This is a genomic window from Streptomyces sp. NBC_01166 (genome assembly GCF_045039765.1).
Taxonomy (GTDB): domain Bacteria; phylum Actinomycetota; class Actinomycetes; order Streptomycetales; family Streptomycetaceae; genus Streptomyces.
The window spans coordinates 7,820,499-7,846,037 of record NZ_CP108613.1 but is presented as its reverse complement, the minus strand read 5'-3'; the positions used below and the strand labels follow the sequence as shown (position 1 = coordinate 7,846,037).

The window sequence follows — 25,539 nt, the reverse complement described above, 5'->3', positions numbered from 1 at the left end:
GGAATGCCCCGGTCAAGTCTGCCATGAGTCGGGCGTTGCTCAGGTCGGTCCGGCGGCCTGCCCGGCTTCGGCGGAGAGCGGGGTGGCGATGGACTCGAGGGACTTCTGCTCGGCCGCCACCGCGAAGAAGAACGCGACGACACCCGCGGCCACCATGAGGGCCGCTCCGATGCAGAAGGCCAGGACGGTCTCGCCGACCACGCCGCTCGCGGTCAGGTCCGCGAAGACCAGCGGGCCGGTGATCCCTCCCGCGGCGGTACCCACGGCGTAGAAGAACGCGATCGCCATCGCCCGGGTCTCCATCGGGAAGATCTCGCTGACCGTCAGATAGGCGGAGCTGGCACCGGCGGAGGCGACGAAGAGGACGAGGCACCAGCAGCCGGTCATGGTGACGGCCGTCAGCAGGCCGGCGCCGAACAGCCATGCGGTGCCGAAGAGCAGCAGGCCGGAGAGGACGTACGTCCCCGCGATCATCGGCTTCCGCCCCACTGTGTCGAAGAGGCGGCCGAGGAGGAGCGGTCCCAGGAAGTTGCAGAAGGCGATGACGGCGAAGTAGTACCCGGTGACACCGCTGGAGACATCGAAGAACTTCACGAGGATCGAGCCGAAGCCGAAGGTGATGGCGTTGTAGAGGAAGGCCTGTCCGATGAAGAGGGCGAGCCCGAGAACGGCCCGTTTGGGATACGAGCGGAAGACGGTCCGGGCGATCAGGCCGAATCCGATGCTCTTTCGCTGCCGCACGGTGATGGGCGGCTCGGCCGGGGGAAGAGAGCTCCCGGTCTCAGCCTCCACCTCCCGCTCCACGCCGTCGACCAGCCGCTCCGCCTCGTCGTCGCGCCCGTGGATGAACATCCAGCGCGGGCTCTCCGGCACATGACGGCGCACCAGCAGGATGACCAGCCCGAGGACCACGCCCAGCGCGAAGGTGAGCCGCCAGCCGATGTCCTTCGGGAAGATGTCGGTGTTCAGCGCGAGTACGGAGAGGAGGGAGCCGGCCACGGCCCCGAGCCAGAAGCTGCCGTTGATGATGAGGTCGACGCGCCCCCTGTACTTGCTGGGGATCAGCTCGTCGATGGCGGAGTTGATGGCCGCGTACTCGCCGCCGATCCCGAAGCCCGTCAGAAAGCGGAAGAGGAAGAACCACCACGCCGAGAAGGAGATCGCCGTGAGCGCGGTGGCCGCCAGATAGACGGCGAGGGTGATCAGGAAGAGTTTCTTGCGCCCGAAGCGGTCGGTGAGCCATCCGAAGACCAGCGCGCCGGAGCAGGCACCCGCCACGTACAGCGCGGCGGCGATGCCGGTCACCTGGGCGTCGGTGATGGCCAGTCCGCTGCCGTCCTCGGACAGCCGGCTGGCGATGTTGCCGACGACCGTGACCTCGAGTCCGTCCAGGATCCAGACCGTTCCCAGGCCGATCACGATCATCCAGTGCCAACGTGACCAGGGCAGCCGGTCCAGCCGCGCCGGGATCCGTGTCGTGACAGTGGGTCCGCCTGCCGTGCCGGTGTCGCTCATGAGTCCTCCTCAGCTTCCGGAACCACAGGTGCCCGGAACGAGGCGTGACTCACACATCGGCCGTGAAGAAGAACGAAAAGCACCCGCGCGATCACGGATCGTTACATCTGGCGGCTCCATCCGGCCCGTTCACATCTTTCCGGGAAAATCTTCGATACTCGGTGGCATTACTTCCGGAAAGCGGGGCATGCGCCCGTCACTGCACCGGACACCAGGGAGGGCGACACCATGACGGCCATGTCAGTGCGAACCACCGAAACGATCGGCAGCGCGGCCACGCGATGTGACGAGGTGGGTTCGGCTTCCGACGCGGCTGCGCTTCCGTGGATCGAGGACGCGGGCAAGGTGGCGCCTCAGGACGCCAGGGCCATGTCGAAGCTCTTCTTCGACCGGCTCCAGGTTCTCGAGGAGGGAACCCACGAATACCAGTACGCCCGCAACACCCTGATCGAGATGAATCTCTCCCTGGTGCGCTTCGCCGCCTCGCGGTTCCGCAACCGGGGCGGTGACGACACCGAGGACATCATCCAGGTGGGGACGATCGGCCTGATCAAGGCGATCGACCGCTTCGACCTGTCGCGCGAGGTCGAGTTCGCGACCTTCGCGGTGCCTTACATCGTCGGTGAGATCAAGCGGTTCTTCCGCGATACGACCTGGTCCGTGCATGTGCCGCGACGGCTGCAGGAGCTGCGGGTCGAGCTGGCCAAGGCCAAGGAGCAGCTGTCGGCGAAGCTCGACCGCGACCCGACGGTCGCGGAGCTCGCCGCCCACCTCGATCTCCCCGAGGAGGAGATCATCGAGGGTCTGGTCGCGGCCAACGGCTACTCGGCGGGCTCGCTGGACACCCCCAACGCCGACAGCGAGTCGGGGAGCGACCAGCGCGCCTACGCCGATCTCCTGGGCGACGACGACCCGGGGATGGAGAGCGTCGAGAATCTGCACACCCTGGCTCCGCTGCTGCGGCAGCTGGACGACCGGGAGCGCAAGATCGTCCAAATGCGCTTCGGTCAGGAGATGACGCAGGCGCAGATCGGCGCGGAGCTCGGCGTTTCCCAGATGCATGTGTCGCGCCTGCTCAGCAGGATCGTCCAGCGCCTGCGAGCGGGCATGAGCGTGGAGGCCTGACGCACGGCGCACGCGACTGAACGACGGAGGCCCGGCCGAGTGCCGGGCCTCCGTCACATATGCTTCACGCCGATACGGCCGTGAGTTTCTGTGCCGTCCGTCGGAAGGGGTGGAGCGTGACCGAGACACCGTTGGGCACCTCTGCGCATGTGCAGCAGCTCAGCGGAATCCCGGAGCAGCAGAGGGGCCTGACCGCCACCGACACGTCCGTCTGGGACGTCGACGCTGTCCTGCTCCTGGTCGAGGACGACTCCGGGGACGCACTCCTGGTCGAGGAGATGCTCACCGACAGCGAGCTGGAGTCCCCGCTCACGTGGTGCAAGACGCTGGCCGAGGCGCGGCGGTTCCTGCTGGACTGCCGTATGTCTGTCTGCGTCCTGCTGGATCTGCACCTGCCCGACGTCCACGGCCTCGACGCCGTCCGTCAGCTCGTCGAGTCCGCCCCTGACGCGGCGGTCATCGTGCTGACGGGTCTGGACGAGTCGGAGACGGGCCTCTCCGCGGTGGCGCAGGGCGCCCAGGACTATCTCGTCAAGGGCCGGATCGACCCCGAGATGCTGGGCCGCGCGGTCCGCTACGCCCTCCAGCGCAAGCACGCCGAGCGCTCGGCGGCCGCGATGCGGACCAGCCGTCTGATCGCCCAGGAGAACGCCCGGCTGGAGCGTGCGCTGCTGCCGATCCCGCTGCTGCTGGACGACAGCTTCCAGGTCGCCGCCCGTTACGAGGCGGGGCGCGCCCACGGGCTGCTGAGCGGCGACTTCTACGACGTGGTCCAGACGGCCGACGGCGCGGTGCACGCGGTGATCGGCGATGTGTCGGGGCACGGAGCCGCGGAGGCCGCTCTGGGTGTCTGTCTGCGGGTCGCCTGGCGCACGGCCGTACTGACCGGCGTCACACAGCTGGAGAAGACCGGTCTGCTGGAAGGCATACTCGTCGCCGAGCGGTCGGATCCCCATGTGTTCGCCACCGTGACCACGCTCGTCTTCCCGCCGAGCCGGGACAGGGTACTCGTCGCTCGGGCCGGCCATCCCGGGCTGCTGGTGCGGCGCGGCACGGAGGTCGCCTGGGTGGAGCCCGACCCCGGCATGGCCCTCGGGCTGCTGCCCGGTGTCGGCCGCTGGACGATCACGGAGCTGGAGCTCTCCCCCGACAGCGAGCTCGTCCTGTTCACCGACGGTCTGTTCGAGGGGCGTACGGGGCCCAAGTCCCGGCTGGGCGAGGAAGGGCTGCTGGCCATGGCCGGCAAGTACGGCGCGCTCGAACCCCGCGCGTTCGTCGACGCTCTTGTCGCCGAGGCCACCGAGGGCGCCTCTCCGTACGGCGGGCTGGCCGACGACGTCGCCGTCCTGCACCTGGGCTGGAAGGCGGATGCATGAGCTCGGAGGGACCGGCCGGCACGGGCCCGATATCCCGGCTGTCGGTGCAGAACTGGGTCCATCTGATCCTGGCCGGTTTCGTACTGGTGGTCTGCGGGTGCCTCGTCGTGGGCGGGCTCGTCCTCTCCCGCATCTCCGACCGGACCACCGACCTGGTGGACCGTATCCAGCCCGCCCGCTCCGCTTCGTTCCAGCTGCAGAACTCGCTCCTCGACCAGGAGACCGGGGTACGCGGTTACGCACTCACCGGGGACGCTTCCTTCCTGGATCCCTACGAGAAGGGTGTACGGGCCGAACGAGAGCGGCTGGCCCGGGTGCGCTCGCTCATGGGGGCCGGAGAGCCGTACGCCGCGGACCTGGACCGGATCGAGCGGGCCTCCCAGCAGTGGCGGACCCTCCGGGCGGAGCCGCTGATCGCGGCTGTGCGGGCGAACGGGCCCGCCGGTGAGTCCTCGGCACCGATCCTGCGGAGCAAGGCGGACTTCGACGCCCTGCGCGCTCTTTACACCACCCAGCAGAGCCACCTGGACGACGCGCGTGACGCGGCCCGCGCCGAGCTGGATGACGCGCGCGCGACCCGCGACCGGGTGCTCATCGCCCTGGTGATCGGCTTCGTGCTGGCCGTCGTGGCGCTGAGCATGCTGCTGCGCCGCGTGGTCGGCCGGCCCCTGGCCGAACTGACCGCCGCGTCGAACCGGGTGCGGTCGGGCGCCTTCACCGGCAGGATCGAGGTCCGCGGCCCGTCGGATGTCAGGGCGGTCGCCGCGGCGGCCGAGGAGATGCGCCGGCGTCTGGCCGCCGACCTGGCCGCGTCCCAGGAGCGGGAGACGCTGCTGGACGAGCAGACCACGGAGCTGCGCCGGTCCAATTCCGAACTGGAACAGTTCGCCTACGTGGCCTCGCACGACCTCCAGGAGCCACTGCGGAAGGTGGCCTCCTTCTGCCAGCTGCTGGAGAAGCGGTACCGCTCGGAGCTGGACGAACGCGGACGGCAGTACATCGACTTCGCGGTCGACGGCGCCAAGCGGATGCAGGTCCTCATCAACGACCTGCTGACCTTCTCCCGGGTGGGCCGGGTGCAGCAGAGCTGGAAGCCCGTGGACCTCGACGCGGCCCTGGAGCGGGCCCTGTCAAATCTCACCCTGGCCATCGAGGAGTCCGGAGCCGCCCTCGAACGCGAGGATCCGCTGCCGGAGCTTCTGGGTGACCCGACATCTCTCACCATGGTGTGGCAGAACCTCGTGGGGAACGCGGTCAAGTTCCGTCGGCGTGACGTGCCGTGCCGGATCACCGTCACGTGTGTCCGGGAGGGCGACGACTGGCATCTGACGGTCGCCGACAACGGCATCGGGATCCCGCCGGAATTCGCGGACAAGGTGTTCGTCATCTTCCAGCGCCTCCATGCCCGCGACGAGTACGAGGGCACCGGGATCGGTCTCTCCCTCTGCCGCAAGATCATCGAATTCCACGGTGGCCGGATCTGGCTGGACCCGGAGCCGGCCGAGGGCACACTGATCCACTTCACCCTGCCCGTCCTGCCCGAGGCACCCACCCACACCACGGCGGAGCTCCTCGCCCCTGCCGCCCTCACCCCCCGGTCGGGAGAACCGCTGTGAACGACGCCGTCAAGCCCATCGAAGTCCTGCTCGTCGAGGACGACCCCGGCGACGAACTGATGACCCGTGAAGCGTTCGAGGACAACAAGATCCGCAACACGCTCCATGTGGTCCGCGACGGACAGGAGGCGCTGGACTTCCTGTACCGCCAGGGTCCGTACGGCGACGCGCCACGCCCTGACCTGGTCCTTCTCGACCTGAACCTGCCGAAGTACGACGGCCGGCAGGTGCTCGAGCGGATCAAGACCGACCCGGAACTGGCGCTGATCCCGGTGGTGGTCCTCACCACGTCCTCTGCCGAGGAGGACATCCTCCGCAGTTACAAACTGCACGCGAACGCCTATGTCACCAAGCCGGTCGACCTGGAGCAGTTCATCGGGGCGGTGCGCCAGATCGACGACTTCTTCGTGAGCGTGGTCCGGCTGCCCCGGCACGCGTAAGATCTGCAGAGATCTCCCGGAGTGGGATCTCTCGACACGGGTAGACGAACGGCGAGAAGAGGTCCACGACCTCCCCTGCGGCGCCCTGGCTGGAGCACATGAACGAACAGGCCATCTCACGGCCGGACGACCCCTTCCAGGGGTCACCGTCCACGGAGGTTCTGCTCGCCGCGGAGGTGTTCGACGGCGAGCCCGGGTGCATCGCGCAGGCCCGGGCGCTCGCCGACCGTTTTCTGGCACGGCTCGTGGCGGAGTGGCTCGCGGTCCTCGGTGAACACACCCGCAGTGACCTGATGCTGGCGGTCAGCGAGCTCATCACCAACGCGGACCGCTACAGCCACGGCCCGTATCTGCTGGAGCTGGAGGGCGACGCGCGGCGCATCAGCGTCACGGTGTACGACAGCAGCACGGCGCTCCCGGTGCTCTACTCCCCCGACCCTGCCCGTCTCGGCGGTCACGGCATGGAGATCGTGGTCGCGCTCTGCGACCGGGTCACGGCGGAGCGGGTGCCCGTCGGCAAACGCATCCGTGCCGAGTTCATGCTCAGCACCTGAGCGACCTCGACGACGGTACGGCCACGGTCCGGGAACGGCGGAAGATTCGGCGCGTTCCGGACACGCGGTGCGGTCCCGCGACAGCATGGTGTCACCTCCCGGTGAACTTCTGAGCCCTCGGGCAAGCAGGACTACCGTCAGGAGGAGGACCCTGGAGGGATGGACGTACTACCGGAGCAGTACGCCGAATCGCCGCCTCAGGGACGACGACGCGGCGGCTCCGACGGGACATCGTGGTGTACATGAGTTCCCTCGCGCTTTCCGTGCTGCTGTCACTGGTCTCCGCGGTCGCCTACGCGGCCGGGGCGATCGTCCAGGAGCGCGTGGCCGCGGCCGGTGGCAGCCGCCCGTACGCGCCCCTGCGCAACGGCACCTGGTGGGTGGCTGTGGCGCTCAACGGTGTGGGAGCGGTGCTGCACGTCGTGGCGCTGGCGTACGGGCCGCTCAGCCTCGTACAGCCCCTCGGCGCCCTGACGATCGTGTTCGCGCTGCCGATGGCGGCGGTCTTCGTCCGCCGCAAGGCGGGACGGACGGCCTGGCGCGGCGCCCTGATGGCCACGGTCGGTCTCGCCGGCCTGCTGGCCCTGACGGGGAGCGCCGGGTCCCACACGCTGGCCGGGCCCGAGCAGCTGGTGCTCGCGGCCGGGACGGCCGGTGCCGTGGTGGTCCTCCTGGTCCTGGCCAAGGGGCTGCACCGGCCGATGCTGCGCAGCGTGGTACTGGCCGTCGGGGCCGGAATCGCCTTCGGCATGGCGTCGGTGTTCACCAAGACCGTGGCCGTGGAGTGGACCTCCGGCTCGGTGACCTCCGGGCTGCCGACGCTGCTGGTGATCGCGGGGCTCGCAGCCGCTGGGCTGCTGCTCTCCCAGGCCGCGTACCGGGGTGCCGGGCTGACGGCGCCGCTGGCAACGGTCACCGTGGTCAACCCGGTCGTGGCGGCCGCCGTGGGCATCACGATGTTCGGGGAGCAGTTCCGTTTCGGCATGACGGGCACCCTGCTCGCTCTCGGCTGCGGTGCGCTGGCGGCGGCCGGTCTGGTGCTGCTGACCACGGAGCGGGTGGGAGCTGAGCGGCGTACGGCGGAGCGGGAGGAGTCCGAGGAGCGTACGCCGGAGGACGGCGGCGCCCCGGACGTGCCTCATACGGTGGTGCTGCCGGAGCCGGCGAAGCCCGCGGCCCTGCAGGGGGCGGCGGTACTGCCGGACCCTTTCCCGGCCCCGACGGCGCTCTCCCTCCCGCTGACGCTGCCGTTGGACCATGGCGGCGGGCGCGTGGAGTTCGGCGGCCGGCCGGCCGCCGGCTCTGCTCGCCGGGGTGACTTAGATGCCCGGGCGGGGACCGTTCAGACGCTGACACCGCCGGCCCTGAGGTAGGCCAGGGGGTCGATGTCGGATCCGTAGCCGGGGCCGGTGCGGATCTCGAAGTGCAGGTGCGGGCCGGTGCTGTTGCCGGTGGATCCCGACCGGGCGATCCGCTGGCCGCTGCCGACCTGCTGGCCCTCGCGCACGTGGAGCGAGGAGAGGTGGGCGTACTGGCTGTACCTGCCGTCGCTGTGCCGGATGACGATCTCGTAGCCGTACGCGCCTGCCCAGCCGGCCGAGACGACCTTCCCGGACGCCACGGCCTTCACGGAGGTGCCGGTGGACACCGGGAAGTCCACGCCCGTGTGGTAGCCGCTGGACCACGAACCGGCCTGGTGGTACGGCGTTCCGGTGCGGGCGGACACGGGGGCGGTGAGGGCGGACCGCGGCTTGGACGCCTTCTTCTCGGGCTGGGCCGCGGGCTTCGCCGCCGGCTTGGGCCGGGCCTTCTCCGTGGCCTTGGGGGTGGCGGTCCGGGGCGCCGCCTTCTCCGTGGCCTTGGGGGCCGACCGCTGCTTCGGGGCGGTCTTCTGCTGCTTCGGGGCCGCTTCCTGCTTCGGGGTCGCTTCCTGCTTCGGTGCGGCTGCCGGGGGCGCCCCTGCCATGTCGAGGGTCAGCCGCTGCCCCGGGAGGATCAGGTCGGGATCGGCACCCACCACGGTGCGGTTGGCCGCGTACAGCCGTTGCCAGCCGCCCTGGACCCGCTCGGCGGACGCGATGCCGGAGAGGGAGTCACCGCGCGCGACGGTGTACGACTCGCGCTGACCGGGGACGGCGGTGGGCGACGCCTCCACCGCCGCGGTGTCGGCGGCCTTCTTCGCGGGGCCGGACTTGTCCTGCCCGGTCGCCTCGACGGCGACCTGGCGCTGCGACTGCGGGGCGATGTCGGGTGCGTCGCCGCCCTGCTTCAGGCCGGCCCGAACGGAACACGTCGGCCAGGCTCCCGGCCCCTGCCCTCCGAGCACCTTCTCGGCGACGGCTATCTGCTGGTCCTTGGTCGCCAGATCGGCCCGCTCGGCGTAGGCGGTGCCGCCGTACGCCGCCCAGGTCGACCGGGTGAACTGGAGGCCCCCGTAGTAGCCGTTACCCGTGTTGATGTGCCAGTTGCCGGTCGACTCGCAGGCGGCGACCTTCTCCCACACATCGGTCGAGGCAGCTCCGGCCGAGGCAGCCGTGAGGAGCGGGAGCGCGATCCCCGCGCCTCCCGCCGTCACCGTGAGCGAGGCACGGTTGATCCGACTGGGCTGGTATCTGCGGTGCCGTCCGGTCGCGGCCATGATCAGGCTCCCCCACTGCAGTAGGACACGTCGCAAGCGGCCAACTTATGGGCATACAAAGGGCGGTGACAAGTGACAGTTGCCGCACGCCGCCCGCGCGCCCCGGCGCACCACCCATGGGTCTGGGGCCGCTCCCGCTCTCCGGGCTGTCCCGCAACCATGGGAGAGCGCTCTATCCGGCCCCGTTCCTGATGCTATAAAGGCCCTCATGACGGATGCTCTGCGACCACCCGGTGCGGCGCCCACCCTGGAGGACGTGGCGCGGGCGGCCGGCGTCTCGCGCGCGACGGTCTCGCGGGTCGTCAACGGGGTGCGCAACGTCGACCCGGCGATCCAGGAGGCCGTCCGGCAGGCGGTCTCGGTCACCGGCTACACACCCAACCGCGCGGCCCGCTCCCTGGTCACCCGGCGCACGGGCGCCGTCGCGCTGGTGGTGTCGGGTGCGGGGGTGGAGCCGGAGGGTGAAGAACCCGCCGAGGAGGGGTCCTTCACCGCGCAGATCTTCGCCGACCCCTTCTTCGGCCGGGTGGTGACGGGGATCGTCAACTATCTGCGGCCGCGCGGGATGCACCCGGTGCTGATGTTCGCCGAGACTTCGCGGGCCCGGGACGAGGTGGTGGCGTTTCTGCGCCAGGGCAGCGCCGACGGGGCGCTGATCGTGTCGACCCACGCGCAGGACCCGCTGCCCGGCCTGATCACCGATGCGGGGCTGTCCGCCGTGCTTTTCGCGCGCCCTGCCCGGCCGGTACGGATCAGCTATGTCGACCTGGCCCACCGGGACGGCGCCCGGCTGGCCGCCGAGCATCTGCTGGCGCGGGGCTGCCGCCGGATCGCCACCATCAGCGGGCCGCTGAACGTCCCCGCGGGACAGGAGAGGCTCGCTGGCTTCCGGGACGCGATGGCGCAGCACGGGCATGTCGATGTCCCGGTGGCCGAGGGGCAGTTCACCCAGGAGAGCGGCGAGGCCGCGATGGAGCGACTGCTGGCCGAACACCCCGCCCTGGACGGGGTGTTCGCGGGGAACGACCTGATGGCGATGGGTGCGTGCCATGTGCTGCGGGAGCACGGCAGGCGGGTGCCCGAGGATGTCGCCGTGATCGGCTTCGACGACAGCAGCGCCGCCTCCGCCTGCCGCCCGCCGCTCACGACGGTGCGGCAGCCCGTGGAGGACATGGCGGCGGAGATGGCCGGTCTCCTGCTGGACCGACTGGCGGCACCGGACCGGCCCACGACGTCGGTGATCTTCGAACCGGTGCTGGTGGTGAGGGACTCCGCCTGAGGGATACGGCACCGGTCAGCCTGCCACTGTCCGGCCGCGACCCGTCGCCGCCCGGTCCGGGGCCGGGGTGGCGTCCCGGAGGGGCTGGGGCGCGGGACGGGTACCGCCGCGAGCCAGGAAGTCGGACAGGGGCAGGGTCGCCGCGCCCACCGTGACCGCGTCCGGGCCCAGGTGGCCCAGGTCGATCGTGGTGCGGGCGACTGCGTGCTCGAGGGCGTACTCCTGGACATAACGGCGGATCGCCGGGAGCAGATGGGGGCCGATGAGCAGGCCCGCCCACCCGCCGAGCAGGATGCGTTCGGGCAGGAAGAGGTTGACCAGGTCGGCCAGGGCTGCGCCGAGGCACTCGGCCGTCTCGTCCAGGATCGAGACCGCGACCGGATCCGGGGCAGCGCCGCCGCGCCCCGGGTAGGCGGCCGCGAGCAGTGCGGCGAGGGCGGTCTCGTCGTCGGCGTCCGGTGGCAGCGGGCCGCCCGCCTCCTGCCAGCGCTCCCGCATGGCCTCCGCACCGGCGTACGCCTCCAGGCAGCCTATGGAGCCGCAGCGGCAGCGGCGGCCCCGTAGCTGCACCGTGGTGTGGCCCCACTCCAGGGCCGCGTTCGAGAGGTCCTCGTCGAGGATGTCACCCCGGTTGACGCTCGCGCCCACCCCGGAGCCGATCAGGGCGACAGCGGCCGCGCCCGCGCCTCTGCCGCCGCCGAACCACATCTCGGCCTGCCCCAGCGTCTTCGCGCCGTTGTCGATGAAGAACGGCACCTCGGGCGGCACGTCCACGGCCTCACGGAGCAGCCGCTCGAAGGGAACGGCGCTCCACCCGATGGTCTGACCGTGCACGACCGCTCCCGGGCCGCCCGCGGCCGCCGGGGCGTCGCGCTCGATGATCCCGGGCACCCCGATGCCGATGCCGAGCAGCATGCGGGGGTCGGCGCCCGCGTCGCGCAGGACGTCGGCCACGCCCGACCGGACGTGGCCGACGATGCGCTCGACGTCGTATCCGTGCTGCGCCAGCAGGCGGTCGGTGCGGGCGAGTTCCGTCAGTGAGAGATCGAAGAGCTCGACGCGCACCCGGGTCTCCCCGATGTCGATGCCCACGAACAGTCCTCCGCCCGGGGCGGTCCGCAGCAGGGTGCGGGGGCGCCCGCCGTCGGAGTCGACGATGCCCGCCTCCTCCAGGAGCCCTTCGGAGGCCAGCTCGGCGACCACGTTGCTGATGGATCCCGAACTGAGCCCGGTCGCGGGTCCCAGCTCCTGACGGCTCAGCGGGCCGTCGAAATACAACCGTTGCAATACCCGCGCCCGATTGCCCCTTCGCAGGTCACGCACGGTCCGTCTGCTGCGCTCAGCCATGTTGCTCCCTTCGTCCCGGCAACATACCCCGGCCCTGGCTCTTGACGCGCACTTTCTTCACCTCTTAAATCACATCTTAAATTAAGAGCGGGAGGGTCGTTCGGATCCCGAACCGCACCCTCCCCGGAAAGGGGCCACCTTTCATGCGTCACCTCAGAGCCGCAGCAGCAGTCACCCTCGCCATATCCGTCGCCGCCGGAGTCACCGGCTGCGGAGGCGGGACCTCTTCGGGCGGCGGCAGCAACGAGTCGCCGAAGACCCTGACGTACTGGGCGTCCAACCAGGGGCCGAACATCGAGGCCGACAAGAAGATCCTCACTCCCGAGCTGAAGAAGTTCGAGAAGGAGACCGGGATCAAGGTGAAGCTGGAGGTCGTCCCCTGGGCCGACCTGCTGAACCGCATCCTCGCCGCCACCACGTCGGGTCAGGGCCCGGACGTGCTGAACATCGGCAACACCTGGTCGGCGTCGCTGCAGGCCACCGGCGCACTGCTCCCCTGGGACGACAAGAACTTCGAGGCGATCGGCGGCCGGGACCGCTTCATCGACTCGGCGGTCGCCTCCGCCGGCAAGGAGGGCGAACCTCCCGCCGCGGTGCCGCTCTACTCCCTGTCGTACGCCCTCTACTACAACAAGAAGATGTTCGCCGACGCGGGCATCACGACGCCGCCGGCCACCTGGAGCCAGCTCGTCGAGGACGGGAAGAAGCTCTCCAAGGACGGCAAGTGGGCCCTCGGCGCCGAGGGTTCCAACCTGTCCAACAACATCCACCAGACGTTCGTCCTGGGGCAGCAGCACGGCGCGGACTTCTTCGACAAGGAGGGCAAGGCGGACTTCACCTCGGACGGCGCCGTCGCCGCCGTGAAGCAGTACGTCGACTTCATGGCGAAGGACAAGATCATCGCTCCGGGCAACGCGGAGTACGCCCAGAACCAGTCGTTGACGGACTTCGCCAAGGGCCGCACGGCCATGGTCCTGTGGCAGGCCGCCGCCACCACCTTCGCCGCCCAGGGCATGAAGCCGGAGGACTGGGGCGTGGCCCCCGTCCCCGTGCCGTCCGGTGCGCCGGGCGCGGGCAAGCAGACCAACTCCATGGTGGCCGGCATCAACATGGCGGTGTTCAAGAACACCAAGAACATCGACGGCGCGAAGAAGTTCGTCAAGTTCATGACGAGCGACGAGGAGCAGAAGATCCTCTGCAAGACCTACGGCTCGATCCCGCCCGTCAAGGCCGCCCAGTCGGACCCCGCCTTCGCCGCCCCGGAGCTGAAGGTCCTGCGCGACACCCTCGCCACCAGTGCCGCCCCGCTCCCCCAGGTGCCGAACGAGTCGCAGTTCGAGACGGCCGTGGGCACCGCGGTCAAGGAGCTGTTCGCGGACGCCGCGGCCGGCACCCCCGTCACCACCGAATCAGTCAAGGCGCGCCTCGAAAAGGCCCAGCAGACGATGCAGCAGTGAGGCTCTCTCCATGACCGCCACCGTGACCACCGACCCCGGAGTCGACAAGTCGACCAGGGGTACGAGCCGGGGCAGCGGGGGTGCGCGGCGCCGGATGCCGCGCATCCCCGACCGGATCCGCCGCGGCGGACTGCCCTACCTCCTGCTCCTCCCGGCCGTCCTGCTCGAACTCCTCATCCATCTGATCCCGATGATCGTCGGCATCGTGATGAGCTTCCGTCAGCTCACCCAGTTCTTCATCAACAACTGGAGTGCGGCGCCCTGGACGGGCCTGGACAACTACGAGATCGCCGTCGACTTCGACGCGCCCATCGGTGAGGCCCTGCTCCAGTCCTTCTTCACCACCTGTGTCTTCACGTTCTTCGCCGTCGGTCTCGCATGGCTCTTCGGGGTCGCCGCGGCGATCATGCTCCAGGAGAACTTCCGGGGCCGCGGCTTCCTGCGGGCCGTCTTCCTCGTCCCGTACGCCCTGCCGGTCTACGCGGCGGTCATCACCTGGGCGTTCATGTTCCAGCGGGACAACGGGCTGGTCAACCACGTCCTGCACGACCAGCTGGGACTGACCGACCAGCCGTCCTTCTGGCTGATCGGCGACAACAGCATCTACGCGCTGATCATCGTCTCGGTCTGGAAGGGCTGGCCCTTCGCCTTCCTCATGCTGATGGCTGCGCTGCAGAACATCCCGCGTGAGCTGTACGAGGCCGCGTCGATCGACGGCGCCGGCATCTGGCAGCAGATCCGCAAGATCACGCTGCCCTCGCTGCGGCCCGTCAACCAGGTGCTGGTGCTGGTCCTGTTCCTGTGGACGTTCAACGACTTCAACACCCCCTACGTCCTCTTCGGGAAGGCGGCTCCCGAGAACGCGGACCTCATCTCGGTCCACATCTACCAGTCCTCTTTCGTCACCTGGAACTTCGGCACCGGCTCCGCCATGTCCGTGCTGCTGCTGCTCTTCCTCCTGGTCGTGACCGCCGCCTACCTGTTCCTCACCTCACGCGGAAGGAAGGGCTCCCGTGCCTAGCAGCACCGCCCGGTCCCCCATGGCCGCGCCCCGGTCCTTCCTCTGGACCCGCCGCGTCGTCCTGACCCTCCTCGCGGGCTTCGTCCTGCTGCCGGTCTACGTGATGATCAGCAGCTCCCTGAAGCCGCTCCAGGACGTGTCGGGGAAGTTCCAGTGGATCCCCCGCGAGCTGACCGTCCAGCCGTACTTCGACATCTGGGAGACCGTCCCGCTCGCCAAGTACTTCGTGAACTCGCTGATCGTGGCGGGCTCGGCGACCGTCTTCTCGGTGGTGATCGCGGTCTTCTCGGCCTATGCCGTGAGCCGCTACAGCTTCCGCGGCAAGCGTGTCTTCACCGTCACGGTCCTCTCCACCCAGATGTTCCCGGGGATCCTCTTCCTCCTCCCGCTGTTCCTGATCTTCGTCAACATCGGCAACAGCACCGGCCTGGCTCTCTACGGCTCGCGGGGCGGACTGATCCTCACCTATCTGACGTTCTCGCTGCCCTTCTCCATCTGGATGCTGATCGGCTACTTCGACTCCATCCCCAGGGACCTGGACGAGGCCGCCATGGTGGACGGCTGCGGCCCGATCCGCGCTCTGTTCCGGGTGGTCGTGCCGGCCGCCGTGCCGGGGATCGTCGCGGTGTCCGTGTACGCGTTCATGACGGCGTGGGGCGAGGTGCTGTTCGCCTCCGTGATGACGAATGACGCCACCCGCACCCTCGCGGTGGGCCTGCAGGGTTACGCCACCCAGAACGACGTCTACTGGAACCAGGTCATGGCCGCCTCACTCGTCGTGAGCGTGCCCGTCGTCGCGGGGTTCCTGCTCCTGCAGCGCTACCTCGTCGCCGGGCTCACCGCGGGAGCCGTCAAGTGACCTGTACGGAAAGGCAGTCAGTGAACGACCTCAGTGCTCTCCCCGAAGACTTCACCTGGGGGGTCGCCACCGCCGCGTACCAGATCGAGGGCGCCGTGGCCGAGGACGGCCGGTCCCCGTCGATCTGGGACACCTTCTCGCACATCCCGGGCACCATCGACAACGGTGACACCGGTGACGTGGCGTGTGACCACTACCACCGGGTCCCCGAGGACATCGGGCTGATCAAGCAGCTCGGCGCGGACGCCTACCGGTTCTCGGTGGCCTGGCCCCGCGTCGTGCCCGATGGCGACGGACCGGTGAACAAGGCCGGACTCGACTTCTACGACCGGCTGGTGGACGGCCTGCTGGAGGCCGGGATCACCCCGTTCGCCACGCTCTACCACTGGGATCTTCCGCAGGTGCTCCAGGACCGGGGCGGCTGGACCGTGCGCGAGACCGCCGAGCACTTCGCGGCGTACTCCTCCGTCGTCGTCGAGCGCCTCGGCGACCGGGTGAAGGACTGGGCGACGCTCAACGAGCCGCTCTGCTCCGCGTGGATCGGCCACCTCGAGGGGAGGATGGCGCCCGGTCTGACCGACCTGACGGCGGCCGTGCGTGCCTCGTACCACCTCCACCTCGGCCACGGTCTGGCGGTGCAGGCGATCCGTGCACTGTCCCCGGACGCCCGCGTCGGCATCGTCAACAACCTCAGCCCGATCGAGCCCGCTAGCGACAGCCCGGCCGACGTCGCCGCCGCGGTCCGCTCCGACGGCCACATCAACCGGTGGTGGCTGGACCCGATCCACGGGCGGGGCTACCCGCAGGACATGGTCGACCTCTACGGCGTCGAACTCCCCCTGCGTCCGGGCGACCTGGAGACCATCGCGGCGCCGTTGGACTGGATCGGGCTGAACTACTACTTCCGCCAGATCGTCACCGATGACGCGCACGGCCCGGTCCCCCACGCCCGGCAGGTACGACTGCCCGGCGCCCGGGAGACCGCCATGGACTGGGAGGTCCACTCCGAGGGTCTGGAGCAGTTGCTGCTGCGCCTCACCGAGGAGTACGGCGCCCGCCGGATCTACGTCACCGAGAACGGCTCGGCCTACCGTGACGTCGTCCGGCCCGACGGCTCGGTGCACGACCCCGAGCGCACGCGCTATCTGGAGGAGCACCTCACCGCCTGCGCCCGCGCGGTACGCAAGGGCGCACCGCTGACCGGCTACTTCGCCTGGTCGCTCCTGGACAACTTCGAGTGGGCGTACGGCTACGACAAGCGCTTCGGCCTGGTCCACGTCGACTACGCGACCCAGCGCCGCACCGTCAAGAGCAGCGGGCGGCGTTACGCGGAGCTGATCCGCGAGCTCTCGGGCGACAGGCCTCGCGAGGCGGCCTGAGCCCCTTCCCCGGGCGACGGCCCGCGCCCCCGGCCCGGCAGCCCCACCTGCCGGTGTCCGGGGGCATCCGCCGTTCGGCACACCACCGGAGGGCGATCGGACGGGAGAGGTCAGGCGCATATGCTCACCGTATGGAGCAGAGCGAAGTCCTCAAGCGAGTGATCGGCATCCTCACGGAGGCGGGCGAGATGCAGCGCCACGCCGAGGAGGAGACGGACGGTGGCGACCCCGTCACGGGCGAGAACATGGTGACGACCCTTCTCAACGAGACGATGCCGCACATCGCCATCCCCTCCGACGCCACCGTCGAGGAGATGGCCGCCCTGGTGGGGCGCGAGGTCGGCGGCGCCGTGGAACAGCTGGTCGGAGCATTCACGCTGGCCTTCATCGCGCTCGCCCAGATCCACGACTCCGGACAGGAGGACGTGACCTCTGCCGACGTGCTGCAGGATCTGGCCCTGCGGGCCGAGGAACTGAGCTCGGGCGACGAGGGCCCGGAGGGCACTCCCTGACGGTGAGGGTGGAGTGACCGCGGCGGTGCCGCTCCCGGAGGAGAGGGACGCATGCCTTCTCCTGGCCCGTGATGCAGCTGCGGTCGTCGGAGAAGATCGTGGAGAGCACGCGTTACTCGTCACGGATCTCGATGACCTCGCTCCCGTGCATCTCACCCACACCCGGCCCCGGGGCCGGCGCTCCGGCGAGGCAGCCGCGTGAGGCGACGGGTGCCGAGGCCCTGGCCGGACGGGCCCGTACGGCGTGCTCACTGCGGGACCTGCGTGATTCCGGGGTGCGGGCGGTCAACAACTGGGAGTTCGCGCAGCAGAGGCTGCCCGGCACCCCTTCCACGGCCGACTGGGTGTGCACCCGGGCGGACACCTGGCGCGGTCCCGGCCGGGGCCTGGTGCAGTCGCCCCGTCCGCCTCCGCACGGGCCGAGGTGGTGTCCGACCACCAGAACACGGCTCTGTGCAGCCGGTTCGGCCGGCACGTCGTCGCCGGCCGGCACCCACGGGAGGTCGCCGGCCGGGGCCCGGTACGTGCTCGCCGCCGGGAGTCGCGCCGTGGAGCGGATCGAGGTCGCTGGATCCGTGCGCGAGGGCTCCGACGGCCTGACGCCGGCGATCCGCGCACCGCAGAACGCCAGTCCCCGGTGGAGGCGGAACTGCGCGACGGCGGGACGGTGTCCTCGGTCCGGTGACGCCCGTCGCCGATCGGCCCCGTGCCCACGGCTCACCCGCACGAGTCCGCGGCGCACCACGGTGCTCCGTGGCCCGCCGCGGACTCCCCGGCCGCACCGACGGCGGGGAGTGGGACGGTGCGGTGGATCCTGCGGGCGGTCAGCTCCGGTAGACGCCGAACTCGTGGAGCGAGTAGCCCCAAGGGGGGCCGCGCACGGTGGTGTTCACCCGGACGTAGCGCGCTTCGCCCGTGACGTCGATGTCGTCGATACCGCCGTTGCCCTCGGTGACGGTGTGGACGGTGGTCCAGTTCTGGCCGTCGTCCGAGGTCTGGAGGGTGTACCCCTTGGCGTACGCGGTCTCCCAGGCGAGCTGCACATGGTCGAACGCGGTCCGCGCCCCGAGGTCCACCTGGATCCACTGCTGGTCGGCCCAGTCGCTGGCCCAGCGGGTGCCGAAGGACCCGTCGACGGCGTTACCCGCGGGGCAGGGGCAGCCGGTGCCGTCCGGCTGGAAGGTGGACGCGGTGGCCGGCTTGCCCGCCGCCACGTTCGTACCTCCGACCTGGGGCGGGACGACCCGGAAGGACTTCGTCTCGATGCCGACGTTGCCCTTGCCGTCCGAGCTCTTGATGTAGACCTTCCACACGCCGAGGCGGTCGGGAGCGGTGACCTCGAAGGTGCCGTTGCCCTTGTCCGTGAACTGCGCGTCGTTGAGCTGCCCGCTGTCGTCCACGTACTTGCTGCCCAGCAGCACCTGGTGGGTGAGCTGGTCACCGTCGGGGTCGGAGACCGACGCCTTCACGGTGAAGGGCTTGCCGGCCTGGACGGCCGAGGCGTTGTCCACGGTCATGCCGGTGATCACGGGCGGTGTGTTGTCGCCCGAGGTGTCCGCCCCGTACGCCTTCTTCACCGCGTAGTACGAGAGCCTCTTCTGGCCCGCCGGGAGCAGGTTGAACCAGACCCCGCCGAAGTCGTACTCGGTGCCGTAGTGGAACAGCGTCGCGCCGAGCGCCACTCCGGTGTGGTCCGTGACGCACTTCCACGCCTTGCCGTACCCCTCGGCCTTCGCGACATCGGTCGGTTCGTCCGGCACGCCGTTGGCGTCGTCGGGCACCTCCCACTCGCCGGCGGGGCCGCCCTCCGTCACGATGTAGGGCTTGTCGAAGCCTCCCCCCTCCCAGGTCTTCCGTATGTCGCAGACGGCGCCGTACGAGTTCACCGCGTAGAGGTCGAGATCGGGCGCGTTCTTCTTGTAGTACGGCCATGCCCCGGTCCACGCGTCGGTCGAGGTGACCGGGTGGTTGGCGTCGACCGCGTGGATCTTCTTGGTGATGTCGTTGACGAACGTCGTGTACGCGTCGCGCTGCTGTTCGAGGGCGTCACCGCTGTAGCAGTTCTGCAGACCGAGCACGGACTCGTTGCCCACGTTCCACATGAGGACCCCGGGGTGGTCCTTGTAGGTCTCCACCCACTTGGGGAACTCGGCGAGCATGTTGTTCTTGTAGTCGGTGTCCGTCAGGTAGTTGACGCACCCGCCGCTGCCGGGTCCGCCGCCGGGCTGCAGCCAGAAGCCTGCGACGACCTTGATGCCGTTGTCGGCCGCGCTGTCCAGGAGCGGCTTCGTCGTGGCGTCGGTGCCCCAGGTCCGGATGGTGTTGACACCCATCGACTTGACGTCCGGCATGTACTTCCCGGCGTCGGCGACGGCCGGACCCCAGGTCAGCCCTTTCACGGTGTACGGCGAACCGTCGACGGTCAGCTTCCAGGCGCCCTGCGATCCCTCGACCTTCACCACGCTGCCGGCCGCCTGCGCGGCGGGCACGGGGAGGGCGGCCGCTCCTGCGGCGACAAGGGCGGCGACGGCGAGACGTGCCGTCGTACGTCTGCGGCCACGGGTCGAGGGGGTGAGACGTGAGAGTTTCATGGGGGTGACAGCTCCTCGTGGGGGGAGTAGGCGGGAGAGCGCTCTCCCTCATGGGCGCACCGCGACCATGAGGGAGAGACGGGGGTGGGTCAGGGAAGTTCGTAGTTCTCGTCCAGGGCGGCCCCCTCACCGGGGTTGTTCTGGTCGTAGCCCCGGGCGTCGCACTGCAGGCCGCCCACGATGCAGTGCTCGACCATGGCGTCCAGGGTCGCGTCGTCCCAGGCGTTGAAGAAGTCGTAGTGGAAGGAGTGGCCCGTGCCGCTGGCCAGCCTCACCTGCGACATGTCGCCGTTGACCGGCCAGGCCATCTTGAACTCGATCATCGGCAGGGCGACCGGGTGGCTGGCCGGGCAGACGTCCTGGTTGGCACCCATCACGGTCGGATAGGCCATGTGGGCCTTGTGGTCCGGGGTGTCCAGGTTCTTGCCGTCCCAACAACTGGGCGCCTGCATACGGAGGTTGAGCTGCGTGTCCTGACTGGTCGGACAGGCGGCCGGGAACTCGTAGTTGTGGTAGCTCTCCCCGCACTCGTATCCCTCGACCATGCCCGGGTGGTTGCGGAACTCCTCGGCCGTCTGCGTCGGGCTGCCGACGACGAAGCGCAGCCCCTTGGGGAACGGCCGAACGGTCCGGTAGTCGGTGACACCCGCCTTGTAGTAGATGGTCTGCGGACCGACCGGGCGCACCTCCTGGTCCCCCTTGTAGAGGGTCGGCATCCAGTACGCGGACAGGTCACCGGGCGCCTTGCAGGCCGTGCCGCCCGCACCGAGCGAGGCGGTGGTGCTGTTCTCGTCCGTGGTGTCGTTCCCCATGAACGTGTGGTTGTGGGACTTGCCGGTCTGGCCGGGGTAGACGATCGGGTCGACCGATCCGGTGTGGTTGACCGAGCAGTTCGCCTGGAACTCGTGGAAGTACCGGTGGGGCGGGATCTCGGTGGACGGCTCCACCCCGGTGACCGGCGGGTTCGCCGGAATGTATCCGTCACCGTCGAGGTCGTCCCCCGAGGGGACGGGGTCGGCGGCCGCCATGACGTGACCCTGCGTCTGCTGCGTCCCCTGCATGACGTGTGCCGCCGCGGCGGGCTCGCCGGCTGCCTTCGGGGCCACCCCGGCCGCCGGAGCACCGGCACGGGTGATCGCCGTGAACCCCATGACGACCAGGGCCAGTGCGGTGGCGACGACGAGCGCGGACACCAGGGTGGTTCTGCTGATTCTTTCGGCCATGCGGACCTCCATGCCGCTCTGCGTCCGCGCACATCGGGTGCGCGGTGGGGGGAGAGTGGAGCTGGATGGTGCGTCGTACGGAACGTCGTACGGAACCTTCGGGAGAGCGCTCTCCCGGGGCGGTGTCAGTGTTACGCCGTGGCTGAGAACATGTCAAGAGTTCGTGAACGGAACGTACTGCGCAGGGAGTTGGCCGGAGGCTCTACGGGAGCTCGGCCAGCGCCTCGCTCAGATTGTGTTCGGCGATCCCCCGCATGAACTCCCGGTCGGGGAAGTCGCCGTCGAGCAGCCTGAGGGGGCCGGCGACCAGGGAGAGCCGCATGGCCTGCGCGTAGAGAGCGATGCGCCGGGGGTCGAGGCCGGGACGGGACAGCCCCGCGTAGCGCCGGCCGAAGCGGATGCGGAGGAAGACGTGCTCCCATTCGACGTCGAAGTACATCAGGCCCTCGATGTCGATGAGGACGGCTTCCCCTCCGGGGCCCACCAGGACGTGGTCGGGGCCGAGCTCTCCATGGATGAGGCCGTACGAGGTGCGTGGGCGCACCATGTCCCGCAGATCGTTCAGCTGCCGGCCGAGCCGGCCGCGGGCCGCCCCGGCCCGTACGTCGCGGTCCGCCGCTTCCGCGAGATCCCGCAGCGCACGGTCCAGCACCACCTGTTCGCAGGAGCTCCCGAGGGCCACGCCATCACGCTCCAGCAGGTCCACCCGTCCGTATCGCGACGCCTTCTGACGTTGCATCAGCTCAAGCGTGCCGGCCAGGTCGGCCAGGGCGGAAGCGGCGCGCACCGGATCGGTCTCGAAGAGCTCCTCGAGCGTGCCGCCCGTGACGTCCTCGACCACCGCGAAGTCGGCCGCGTCCGCCGTACTGCCCGAGGACAGCACGCGGGGCGCGCGTGCGCCGACCCTGGCCAGCTCGCGCTGTGCGGCCAGGAAGGGCGCCAGGCCGGAGGCGGGGGCGAACGGGTCCGCCGATGCCTGCCCGGCGCCGGCGTCCGGCCAGAAGTTCTCCTCCTCGGCCCACCGGTAGACGATCACGCTCGGGACGGAAAATGCGTCGACCCGAACCCGGTACACGCCCTTCTTGCTTCCGCCGCGCAGGCGCTCCACCCCGAGGACGCGGCACCCCGCCCCCAGAGCTTCGCGCACCACACCGGACAGGTCCTGGGCCACCGGGAGATCACGCATCTCGGGTACACCGTCCTCGCGGCCCGCCGGGGGCCGGGTCAGGCATCCCTCCCGCGCCCTGCGGAACCACGACAGCGGGTGTGCCAGGGAGCGCACGGGCGACCTGGGACGCGGTGGTCGACCGCCTGATCGTACGCGGGCGACACGGCACGCGGTCACCTTCCGGCGGCGTCGGGCGCCGGATCGCGCGGCAGGAGCGACTCGGAGATCAGACCGGCGGATCCTTGAGGTCGCCGATGACGAGGTCGGCCGACCGGACCGCGAACCAGACGTCGTGGGTCGCACCGCTCCCCCACTTCTCGGTCACGACCACGGTGGCGTGGCCCGCGCCGCTGCCCTCGTAGCGCGACGACCAGCCGGAGGGCACGTTCTGCGCGCGGAACACAGGGTCCGCGCCGTGCTGCGCCGCCCACGCGTCCAGCCGGGTGTCCAGCTCGGGAGCGAGGTAGCGGGCGCGCACCTGTTCCGGGGTCCGGTCGCCCAGGCCGAGGACAGCCTGACGGTAGGCCCGGAAGAAGGCGTCGACCTGGGCCTCCGCCCGGGTCTTGCGGAGGAACGTGCCTGCCTCGGTCGGTGAGGCGGCTTCGTGGGCGGCCACCTGTCCCGCCGGAGCGGTGACGAGGACGACGGCCGCGGCCGCGAGGGCGGCGAGGGCGGGGCGCAGTTGCACGTGACTCTCCAGGCTCGGGAACGCTTCCGTCGCCAGGCAACACCACGGGGCGGGGGCGGGAGCGTTCCGACGCCCCCGCTTCACCCGCACGGGGAGGGGCATGGCGAGTGACGACACCGCCGCGAAGGGCCCGCGAGCCCGGCACGGCACGGACGAGCGGCCGTGGGTCTGCTGCGGCAGGGGGCCACCCTGCTGCCGCAGCAGACCGGTCGCGTTCCGCCGGGCCGGGGCCCGGCGGGGTCGCCGTCAGGCCGTGTGGAGGGTCAGCCCGTAGCGGTTGAGGATCTCGTTGATGGGCTGGTGCCAGGTCTCGCCACCGCCGCTGCAGTTGCCCCAGCCGCCCGACGTGACACCTTGTGCCTGGTCGCCGCTGATGAACGAGCCACCGGAGTCGCCCGGTTCGGCGCAGACGCTGGTCTTGGTCATCTGGCGCACGGCGCCCTGGCTGTAGTTCACGGTCTCGTTCTTGGCGAGGACGTTGCCGCAGTGCCAGTGGGTGGTGGAACCGGAGCGGCAGATGGACGCGCCGATCGGGGCCTCGTTGGAGCCGCGGACCAGCTGGTCGGACACGGTGCCCCAGCCCAGGACCACGGGCACGGTCCACCAGCCGCTGCCCACGTTCACCCAGGCGTAGTCGTTGTCGGGGAAGGACGAGCCCTGGAACGAGCCGATGGCGGAGTTGTCCCAGCCACGGACCGCCCCGCCCGCCTGGCCGCAGTGGCCCGCCGTGACGAAGCCGCCGTGCACCGAGAAGCCTATGGAGCAGCGGACGTTGCCGGTGTAGTACGGGTCGCCGCCGACCGTTCCCGCGGCAAAGGTCTGCGGGGCCTCGGCGGTCGGCTTCACCGTGACGGGGCCCGCCTTGCGCGCCTTCGCGACGAACGCCCGGACATCGTTGTCACCCTGTTCGGAGGCGACGACACTCACCACGACGCTGTTCGATCGGGGATCGACGTGCCAGCTGCTGACGCCGCTGGGTGCGGACAGCGCGTCCAGCTTGTTCTTGACCGCGTCGAGCTCGCGCGCCGTGTGACCGACCACCCGGACGTCGGCGCCGGTCGACCGGACGGCGCCGGCCTTGTCGCTGTCCGTGACGGCGACGGTCAGCCGACCGCTGCGCGCGTCGAACCAGGAGCCGCCGAACGACGTACCGGCGGCGTTCCGTGCCGTTCCCTGCAGAGCCGTGGCCGCCTTCTCCGCGGTGAGCCGCGCCTCCGCCTGACTCTTCGTCAGTCCGAGGTCGCGCTGCATGGCCGTGATGATTCCGGCGGACGCCTGAGGTTCGGCGGAGGAAGCGGAGTCCGCCGCGGAGGCCTGGGTCAGGCCGGCGGTCGCCCAGGTGCCGATGATGAGCAGTGCGGAGAGACCGGTCCGCACCATCGTCGTATGTCTCAAGGGAGTGCCCCTTCTGTTGTTCCAGCATCGTGGGGGTGGAACAGGAAGCATCCGAGAGCCGTCTGAGAGCGCTCTCAGAGCTGTCGCCACGGACTGTAGTCCAGTTCGGCAGGCAGGTCCATGCCAATGACGTCGTCCGCATGCGGCGACCTCTCCGGAACGTCAGGGCATCAGCAGCGGGCAGTCCGAAGCGCGCCATGGTGCAGGGAACGCGTCCCACCGGCCCGCGGGCGCGGTACCCGTCGAGGTGTCCCAGATCCGGACGGGTCCGCCCCCTGCGGTGAGCGGTGGCCGGCCGGGGGGCGCCGGTGGCCGCGAACTCCGCCCAGGCGCGAGCCGAAGACGTAGGCGCCGCCGTGGATCCGACGAGCACGGGGAGCGTGTGGCAACTGCCTCCGGAGGTCCAGATGTTGAGGCTGATAATGTCCTCGTCCCCCGCTGACCAGGCCGGCGATCCGGGCAGCTCGGGGGGCTGCGGGGCGACGGGCCCGAATCCTGCGCAGTCACGCACGGGCGGTCCGGGCCGACGCCTGAACGGGCCCGATCCACACGTCCGCGAGGTGAATCAGTCGGGCGATCCACGGCCTGTCGGTACCGGCGCCGCCACCCGAAGAGCCGATCCTGGAGGCGCCCACCCGACCCGCCGCACAGGAAGCTCGGTGACACCCATGGCAAGCGGCCCGTCCCCGGCAGCCGGCGTACACGTGCCGGACACGAAGCTCGCGTCCGAGGCGACCGAGCTCGTGCGCGACACGACCGGCGAACTCGTCTACCACCACTCGCACCGGGTCTTCCTCTTCGGTGCGATGCAGGGACGCCGCCGCGATCTCTCCTTCGACCCGGAACTGCTGTACATCGGCGCCATGTTCCACGACCTGGGCCTCGGCGAGCGCTTCCACGGCAGTGGTCGGCGCTTCGAGGTGGACAGCGCCGACGAGGCGCGCCGTTTCCTCCAGTCCCACGGGGTTCCGGAGGACAGCGTGCGGCGGGTGTGGACGGCCATCGCCCTGCACACCACTCCGGGCATCCCGGCCTTCATGGAGCCCGAGGTGGCCCTGGTGACCGCGGGTGTGGAGTACGACGTCCTCGGCATCGGTTACGACGACATCTCCGACGCCGACCGAGCCGCCGTCGTGGCGCTCCACCCACGGCCGGACTTCAAGCGCCGGATCCTCGCCGCGTTCACCGAGGGGATCCGCCCCAAGCCGGAGACGACATTCGGCAACGTCAAGGCCGACGTCCTCCAGCACTACGTTCCCGGCTTCGAGCGCGGGGACTTCGTACGCACCATTCTCGAATCACCGTGGCCCGAGTGAGGCCCGCCGCCGGTACGGCAGGGGCGCACCGCGCCGGAGC

Annotated in this window: 22 protein-coding genes; 13 read left to right on the top strand and 9 right to left on the bottom strand. The window is 70.1% G+C overall.

Annotation, left to right across the window (positions count from 1 at the left end):
* Positions 1-39: 39 nt before the first annotated feature.
* The gene (locus OG379_RS35500) at positions 40-1,515 is read right to left on the bottom strand and encodes an MFS transporter (protein ID WP_405667307.1); all 1,476 of its coding nucleotides are present in this window, start codon (positions 1,513-1,515) and stop codon (positions 40-42) included.
* Positions 1,516-1,743: 228 nt separating this feature from the next.
* On the opposite strand from OG379_RS35500, the gene OG379_RS35495 reads away from it, so the two are divergent.
* The 6 genes from OG379_RS35495 to OG379_RS35470 all read left to right on the top strand — a co-directional run bounded on the left by OG379_RS35495 (position 1,744) and on the right by OG379_RS35470 (position 7,999).
* Positions 1,744-2,640 carry an RNA polymerase sigma factor SigF gene (locus OG379_RS35495; RefSeq protein ID WP_405667305.1) on the top strand — a complete coding sequence of 299 codons (897 nt, stop codon included), beginning with the start codon at positions 1,744-1,746 and terminating at the stop codon, positions 2,638-2,640.
* A 116-nt stretch (positions 2,641-2,756) separates the two neighbouring features.
* Complete coding sequence (locus OG379_RS35490) at positions 2,757-4,016, top strand: PP2C family protein-serine/threonine phosphatase (protein ID WP_393759940.1); 1,260 nt, start codon at positions 2,757-2,759, stop codon at positions 4,014-4,016.
* Entirely contained in the window at positions 4,013-5,632 is a 1,620-nt protein-coding gene (locus OG379_RS35485) for an ATP-binding protein (RefSeq protein WP_405667304.1), read from the top strand. The genes OG379_RS35490 and OG379_RS35485 overlap by 4 nt, the downstream gene beginning before the upstream one ends.
* The gene (locus OG379_RS35480) at positions 5,629-6,072 is read left to right on the top strand and encodes a response regulator (protein ID WP_405667303.1); all 444 of its coding nucleotides are present in this window, start codon (positions 5,629-5,631) and stop codon (positions 6,070-6,072) included. Before OG379_RS35485 ends, OG379_RS35480 begins: the two co-directional genes overlap by 4 nt.
* Before the next feature lie 98 nt (positions 6,073-6,170).
* Positions 6,171-6,626 (top strand): ATP-binding protein, encoded by a 456-nt coding sequence (locus OG379_RS35475; RefSeq protein WP_405667302.1) that lies wholly within the window; start codon positions 6,171-6,173, stop codon positions 6,624-6,626.
* Between the two features lie 242 nt (positions 6,627-6,868).
* Complete coding sequence (locus OG379_RS35470) at positions 6,869-7,999, top strand: DMT family transporter (protein ID WP_405667301.1); 1,131 nt, start codon at positions 6,869-6,871, stop codon at positions 7,997-7,999.
* On the opposite strand, the gene OG379_RS35465 is transcribed toward OG379_RS35470, so the two are convergent.
* Positions 7,969-9,264: a transglycosylase family protein gene (locus OG379_RS35465; protein WP_405667300.1), complete on the bottom strand. Its 1,296-nt coding sequence runs from the start codon at positions 9,262-9,264 to the stop codon at positions 7,969-7,971. The genes OG379_RS35470 and OG379_RS35465 overlap by 31 nt on opposite strands.
* A 208-nt stretch (positions 9,265-9,472) precedes the next feature.
* Between OG379_RS35465 and OG379_RS35460 the strand changes: the two genes are divergently transcribed.
* Entirely contained in the window at positions 9,473-10,543 is a 1,071-nt protein-coding gene (locus tag OG379_RS35460; protein WP_405667299.1) for a LacI family DNA-binding transcriptional regulator, read from the top strand.
* Between the two features lie 15 nt (positions 10,544-10,558).
* Here OG379_RS35460 and OG379_RS35455 read toward each other — a convergent pair whose 3' ends face one another.
* Complete coding sequence (locus OG379_RS35455) at positions 10,559-11,890, bottom strand: ROK family protein (RefSeq protein WP_405667297.1); 1,332 nt, start codon at positions 11,888-11,890, stop codon at positions 10,559-10,561.
* A gap of 143 nt (positions 11,891-12,033) precedes the next feature.
* Between OG379_RS35455 and OG379_RS35450 the strand changes: the two genes are divergently transcribed.
* From OG379_RS35450 to OG379_RS35430, 5 genes are all read left to right on the top strand, one after another.
* Entirely contained in the window at positions 12,034-13,347 is a 1,314-nt protein-coding gene (locus tag OG379_RS35450; RefSeq protein WP_405667296.1) for an ABC transporter substrate-binding protein, read from the top strand.
* Positions 13,348-13,357: 10 nt separating this feature from the next.
* Positions 13,358-14,368: a carbohydrate ABC transporter permease gene (locus OG379_RS35445; RefSeq protein ID WP_405667294.1), complete on the top strand. Its 1,011-nt coding sequence runs from the start codon at positions 13,358-13,360 to the stop codon at positions 14,366-14,368.
* Positions 14,369-14,387: 19 nt separating this feature from the next.
* A complete protein-coding gene (locus OG379_RS35440) occupies positions 14,388-15,227 on the top strand; it encodes a carbohydrate ABC transporter permease (protein ID WP_393759982.1) in 840 nt (279 codons plus the stop codon).
* Between the two features lie 20 nt (positions 15,228-15,247).
* Entirely contained in the window at positions 15,248-16,606 is a 1,359-nt protein-coding gene (locus tag OG379_RS35435) for a GH1 family beta-glucosidase (protein ID WP_405667293.1), read from the top strand.
* Positions 16,607-16,737: 131 nt separating this feature from the next.
* Positions 16,738-17,118: a hypothetical protein gene (locus tag OG379_RS35430; RefSeq protein ID WP_393759963.1), complete on the top strand. Its 381-nt coding sequence runs from the start codon at positions 16,738-16,740 to the stop codon at positions 17,116-17,118.
* 112 nt (positions 17,119-17,230) lie between these two features.
* Here OG379_RS35430 and OG379_RS35425 read toward each other — a convergent pair whose 3' ends face one another.
* The 6 genes from OG379_RS35425 to OG379_RS35400 form a co-directional block, all read right to left on the bottom strand.
* A complete protein-coding gene (locus OG379_RS35425; RefSeq protein ID WP_405667292.1) occupies positions 17,231-17,470 on the bottom strand; it encodes a hypothetical protein in 240 nt (79 codons plus the stop codon).
* A gap of 472 nt (positions 17,471-17,942) precedes the next feature.
* Positions 17,943-19,709, bottom strand: coding sequence for a discoidin domain-containing protein (locus tag OG379_RS35420; protein WP_405667291.1), 1,767 nt, complete (start codon positions 19,707-19,709; stop codon positions 17,943-17,945).
* Between the two features lie 89 nt (positions 19,710-19,798).
* On the bottom strand, positions 19,799-20,932 hold the full coding sequence (locus OG379_RS35415) for a DUF1996 domain-containing protein (protein ID WP_405667290.1): 1,134 nt from the start codon (positions 20,930-20,932) through the stop codon (positions 19,799-19,801).
* A 202-nt stretch (positions 20,933-21,134) separates the two neighbouring features.
* Positions 21,135-22,118, bottom strand: coding sequence for a phosphotransferase (locus OG379_RS35410; protein WP_405667289.1), 984 nt, complete (start codon positions 22,116-22,118; stop codon positions 21,135-21,137).
* Between the two features lie 208 nt (positions 22,119-22,326).
* Entirely contained in the window at positions 22,327-22,788 is a 462-nt protein-coding gene (locus tag OG379_RS35405) for a hypothetical protein (RefSeq protein WP_405667288.1), read from the bottom strand.
* A gap of 246 nt (positions 22,789-23,034) precedes the next feature.
* On the bottom strand, positions 23,035-24,168 hold the full coding sequence (locus OG379_RS35400; protein ID WP_405668765.1) for a S1 family peptidase: 1,134 nt from the start codon (positions 24,166-24,168) through the stop codon (positions 23,035-23,037).
* A 683-nt stretch (positions 24,169-24,851) separates the two neighbouring features.
* Between OG379_RS35400 and OG379_RS35395 the strand changes: the two genes are divergently transcribed.
* A complete protein-coding gene (locus OG379_RS35395) occupies positions 24,852-25,499 on the top strand; it encodes an HD domain-containing protein (RefSeq protein ID WP_405668763.1) in 648 nt (215 codons plus the stop codon).
* The last annotated feature ends 40 nt before the right edge of the window (positions 25,500-25,539 follow it).

Excerpts from the sequence above, each read along its gene's own strand:
- OG379_RS35500 (WP_405667307.1), bottom strand. The coding sequence starts at position 1,515 with ATGAGCGACACCGGCACGGCAGGCGGACCCACTGTCACGACACGGATC.
- OG379_RS35495 (WP_405667305.1), top strand. The coding sequence starts at position 1,744 with ATGACGGCCATGTCAGTGCGAACCACCGAAACGATCGGCAGCGCGGCC.
- OG379_RS35485 (WP_405667304.1), top strand. The coding sequence starts at position 4,013 with ATGAGCTCGGAGGGACCGGCCGGCACGGGCCCGATATCCCGGCTGTCG.
- OG379_RS35475 (WP_405667302.1), top strand. The coding sequence starts at position 6,171 with ATGAACGAACAGGCCATCTCACGGCCGGACGACCCCTTCCAGGGGTCA.
- OG379_RS35470 (WP_405667301.1), top strand. The coding sequence starts at position 6,869 with ATGAGTTCCCTCGCGCTTTCCGTGCTGCTGTCACTGGTCTCCGCGGTC.
- OG379_RS35465 (WP_405667300.1), bottom strand. The coding sequence starts at position 9,264 with ATGGCCGCGACCGGACGGCACCGCAGATACCAGCCCAGTCGGATCAAC.
- OG379_RS35460 (WP_405667299.1), top strand. The coding sequence starts at position 9,473 with ATGACGGATGCTCTGCGACCACCCGGTGCGGCGCCCACCCTGGAGGAC.
- OG379_RS35455 (WP_405667297.1), bottom strand. The coding sequence starts at position 11,890 with ATGGCTGAGCGCAGCAGACGGACCGTGCGTGACCTGCGAAGGGGCAAT.
- OG379_RS35450 (WP_405667296.1), top strand. The coding sequence starts at position 12,034 with ATGCGTCACCTCAGAGCCGCAGCAGCAGTCACCCTCGCCATATCCGTC.
- OG379_RS35445 (WP_405667294.1), top strand. The coding sequence starts at position 13,358 with ATGACCGCCACCGTGACCACCGACCCCGGAGTCGACAAGTCGACCAGG.
- OG379_RS35440 (WP_393759982.1), top strand. The coding sequence starts at position 14,388 with ATGGCCGCGCCCCGGTCCTTCCTCTGGACCCGCCGCGTCGTCCTGACC.
- OG379_RS35430 (WP_393759963.1), top strand. The coding sequence starts at position 16,738 with ATGGAGCAGAGCGAAGTCCTCAAGCGAGTGATCGGCATCCTCACGGAG.
- OG379_RS35420 (WP_405667291.1), bottom strand. The coding sequence starts at position 19,709 with ATGAAACTCTCACGTCTCACCCCCTCGACCCGTGGCCGCAGACGTACG.
- OG379_RS35415 (WP_405667290.1), bottom strand. The coding sequence starts at position 20,932 with ATGGCCGAAAGAATCAGCAGAACCACCCTGGTGTCCGCGCTCGTCGTC.
- OG379_RS35410 (WP_405667289.1), bottom strand. The coding sequence starts at position 22,118 with ATGCGTGATCTCCCGGTGGCCCAGGACCTGTCCGGTGTGGTGCGCGAA.
- OG379_RS35400 (WP_405668765.1), bottom strand. The coding sequence starts at position 24,168 with ATGGTGCGGACCGGTCTCTCCGCACTGCTCATCATCGGCACCTGGGCG.
- OG379_RS35395 (WP_405668763.1), top strand. The coding sequence starts at position 24,852 with ATGGCAAGCGGCCCGTCCCCGGCAGCCGGCGTACACGTGCCGGACACG.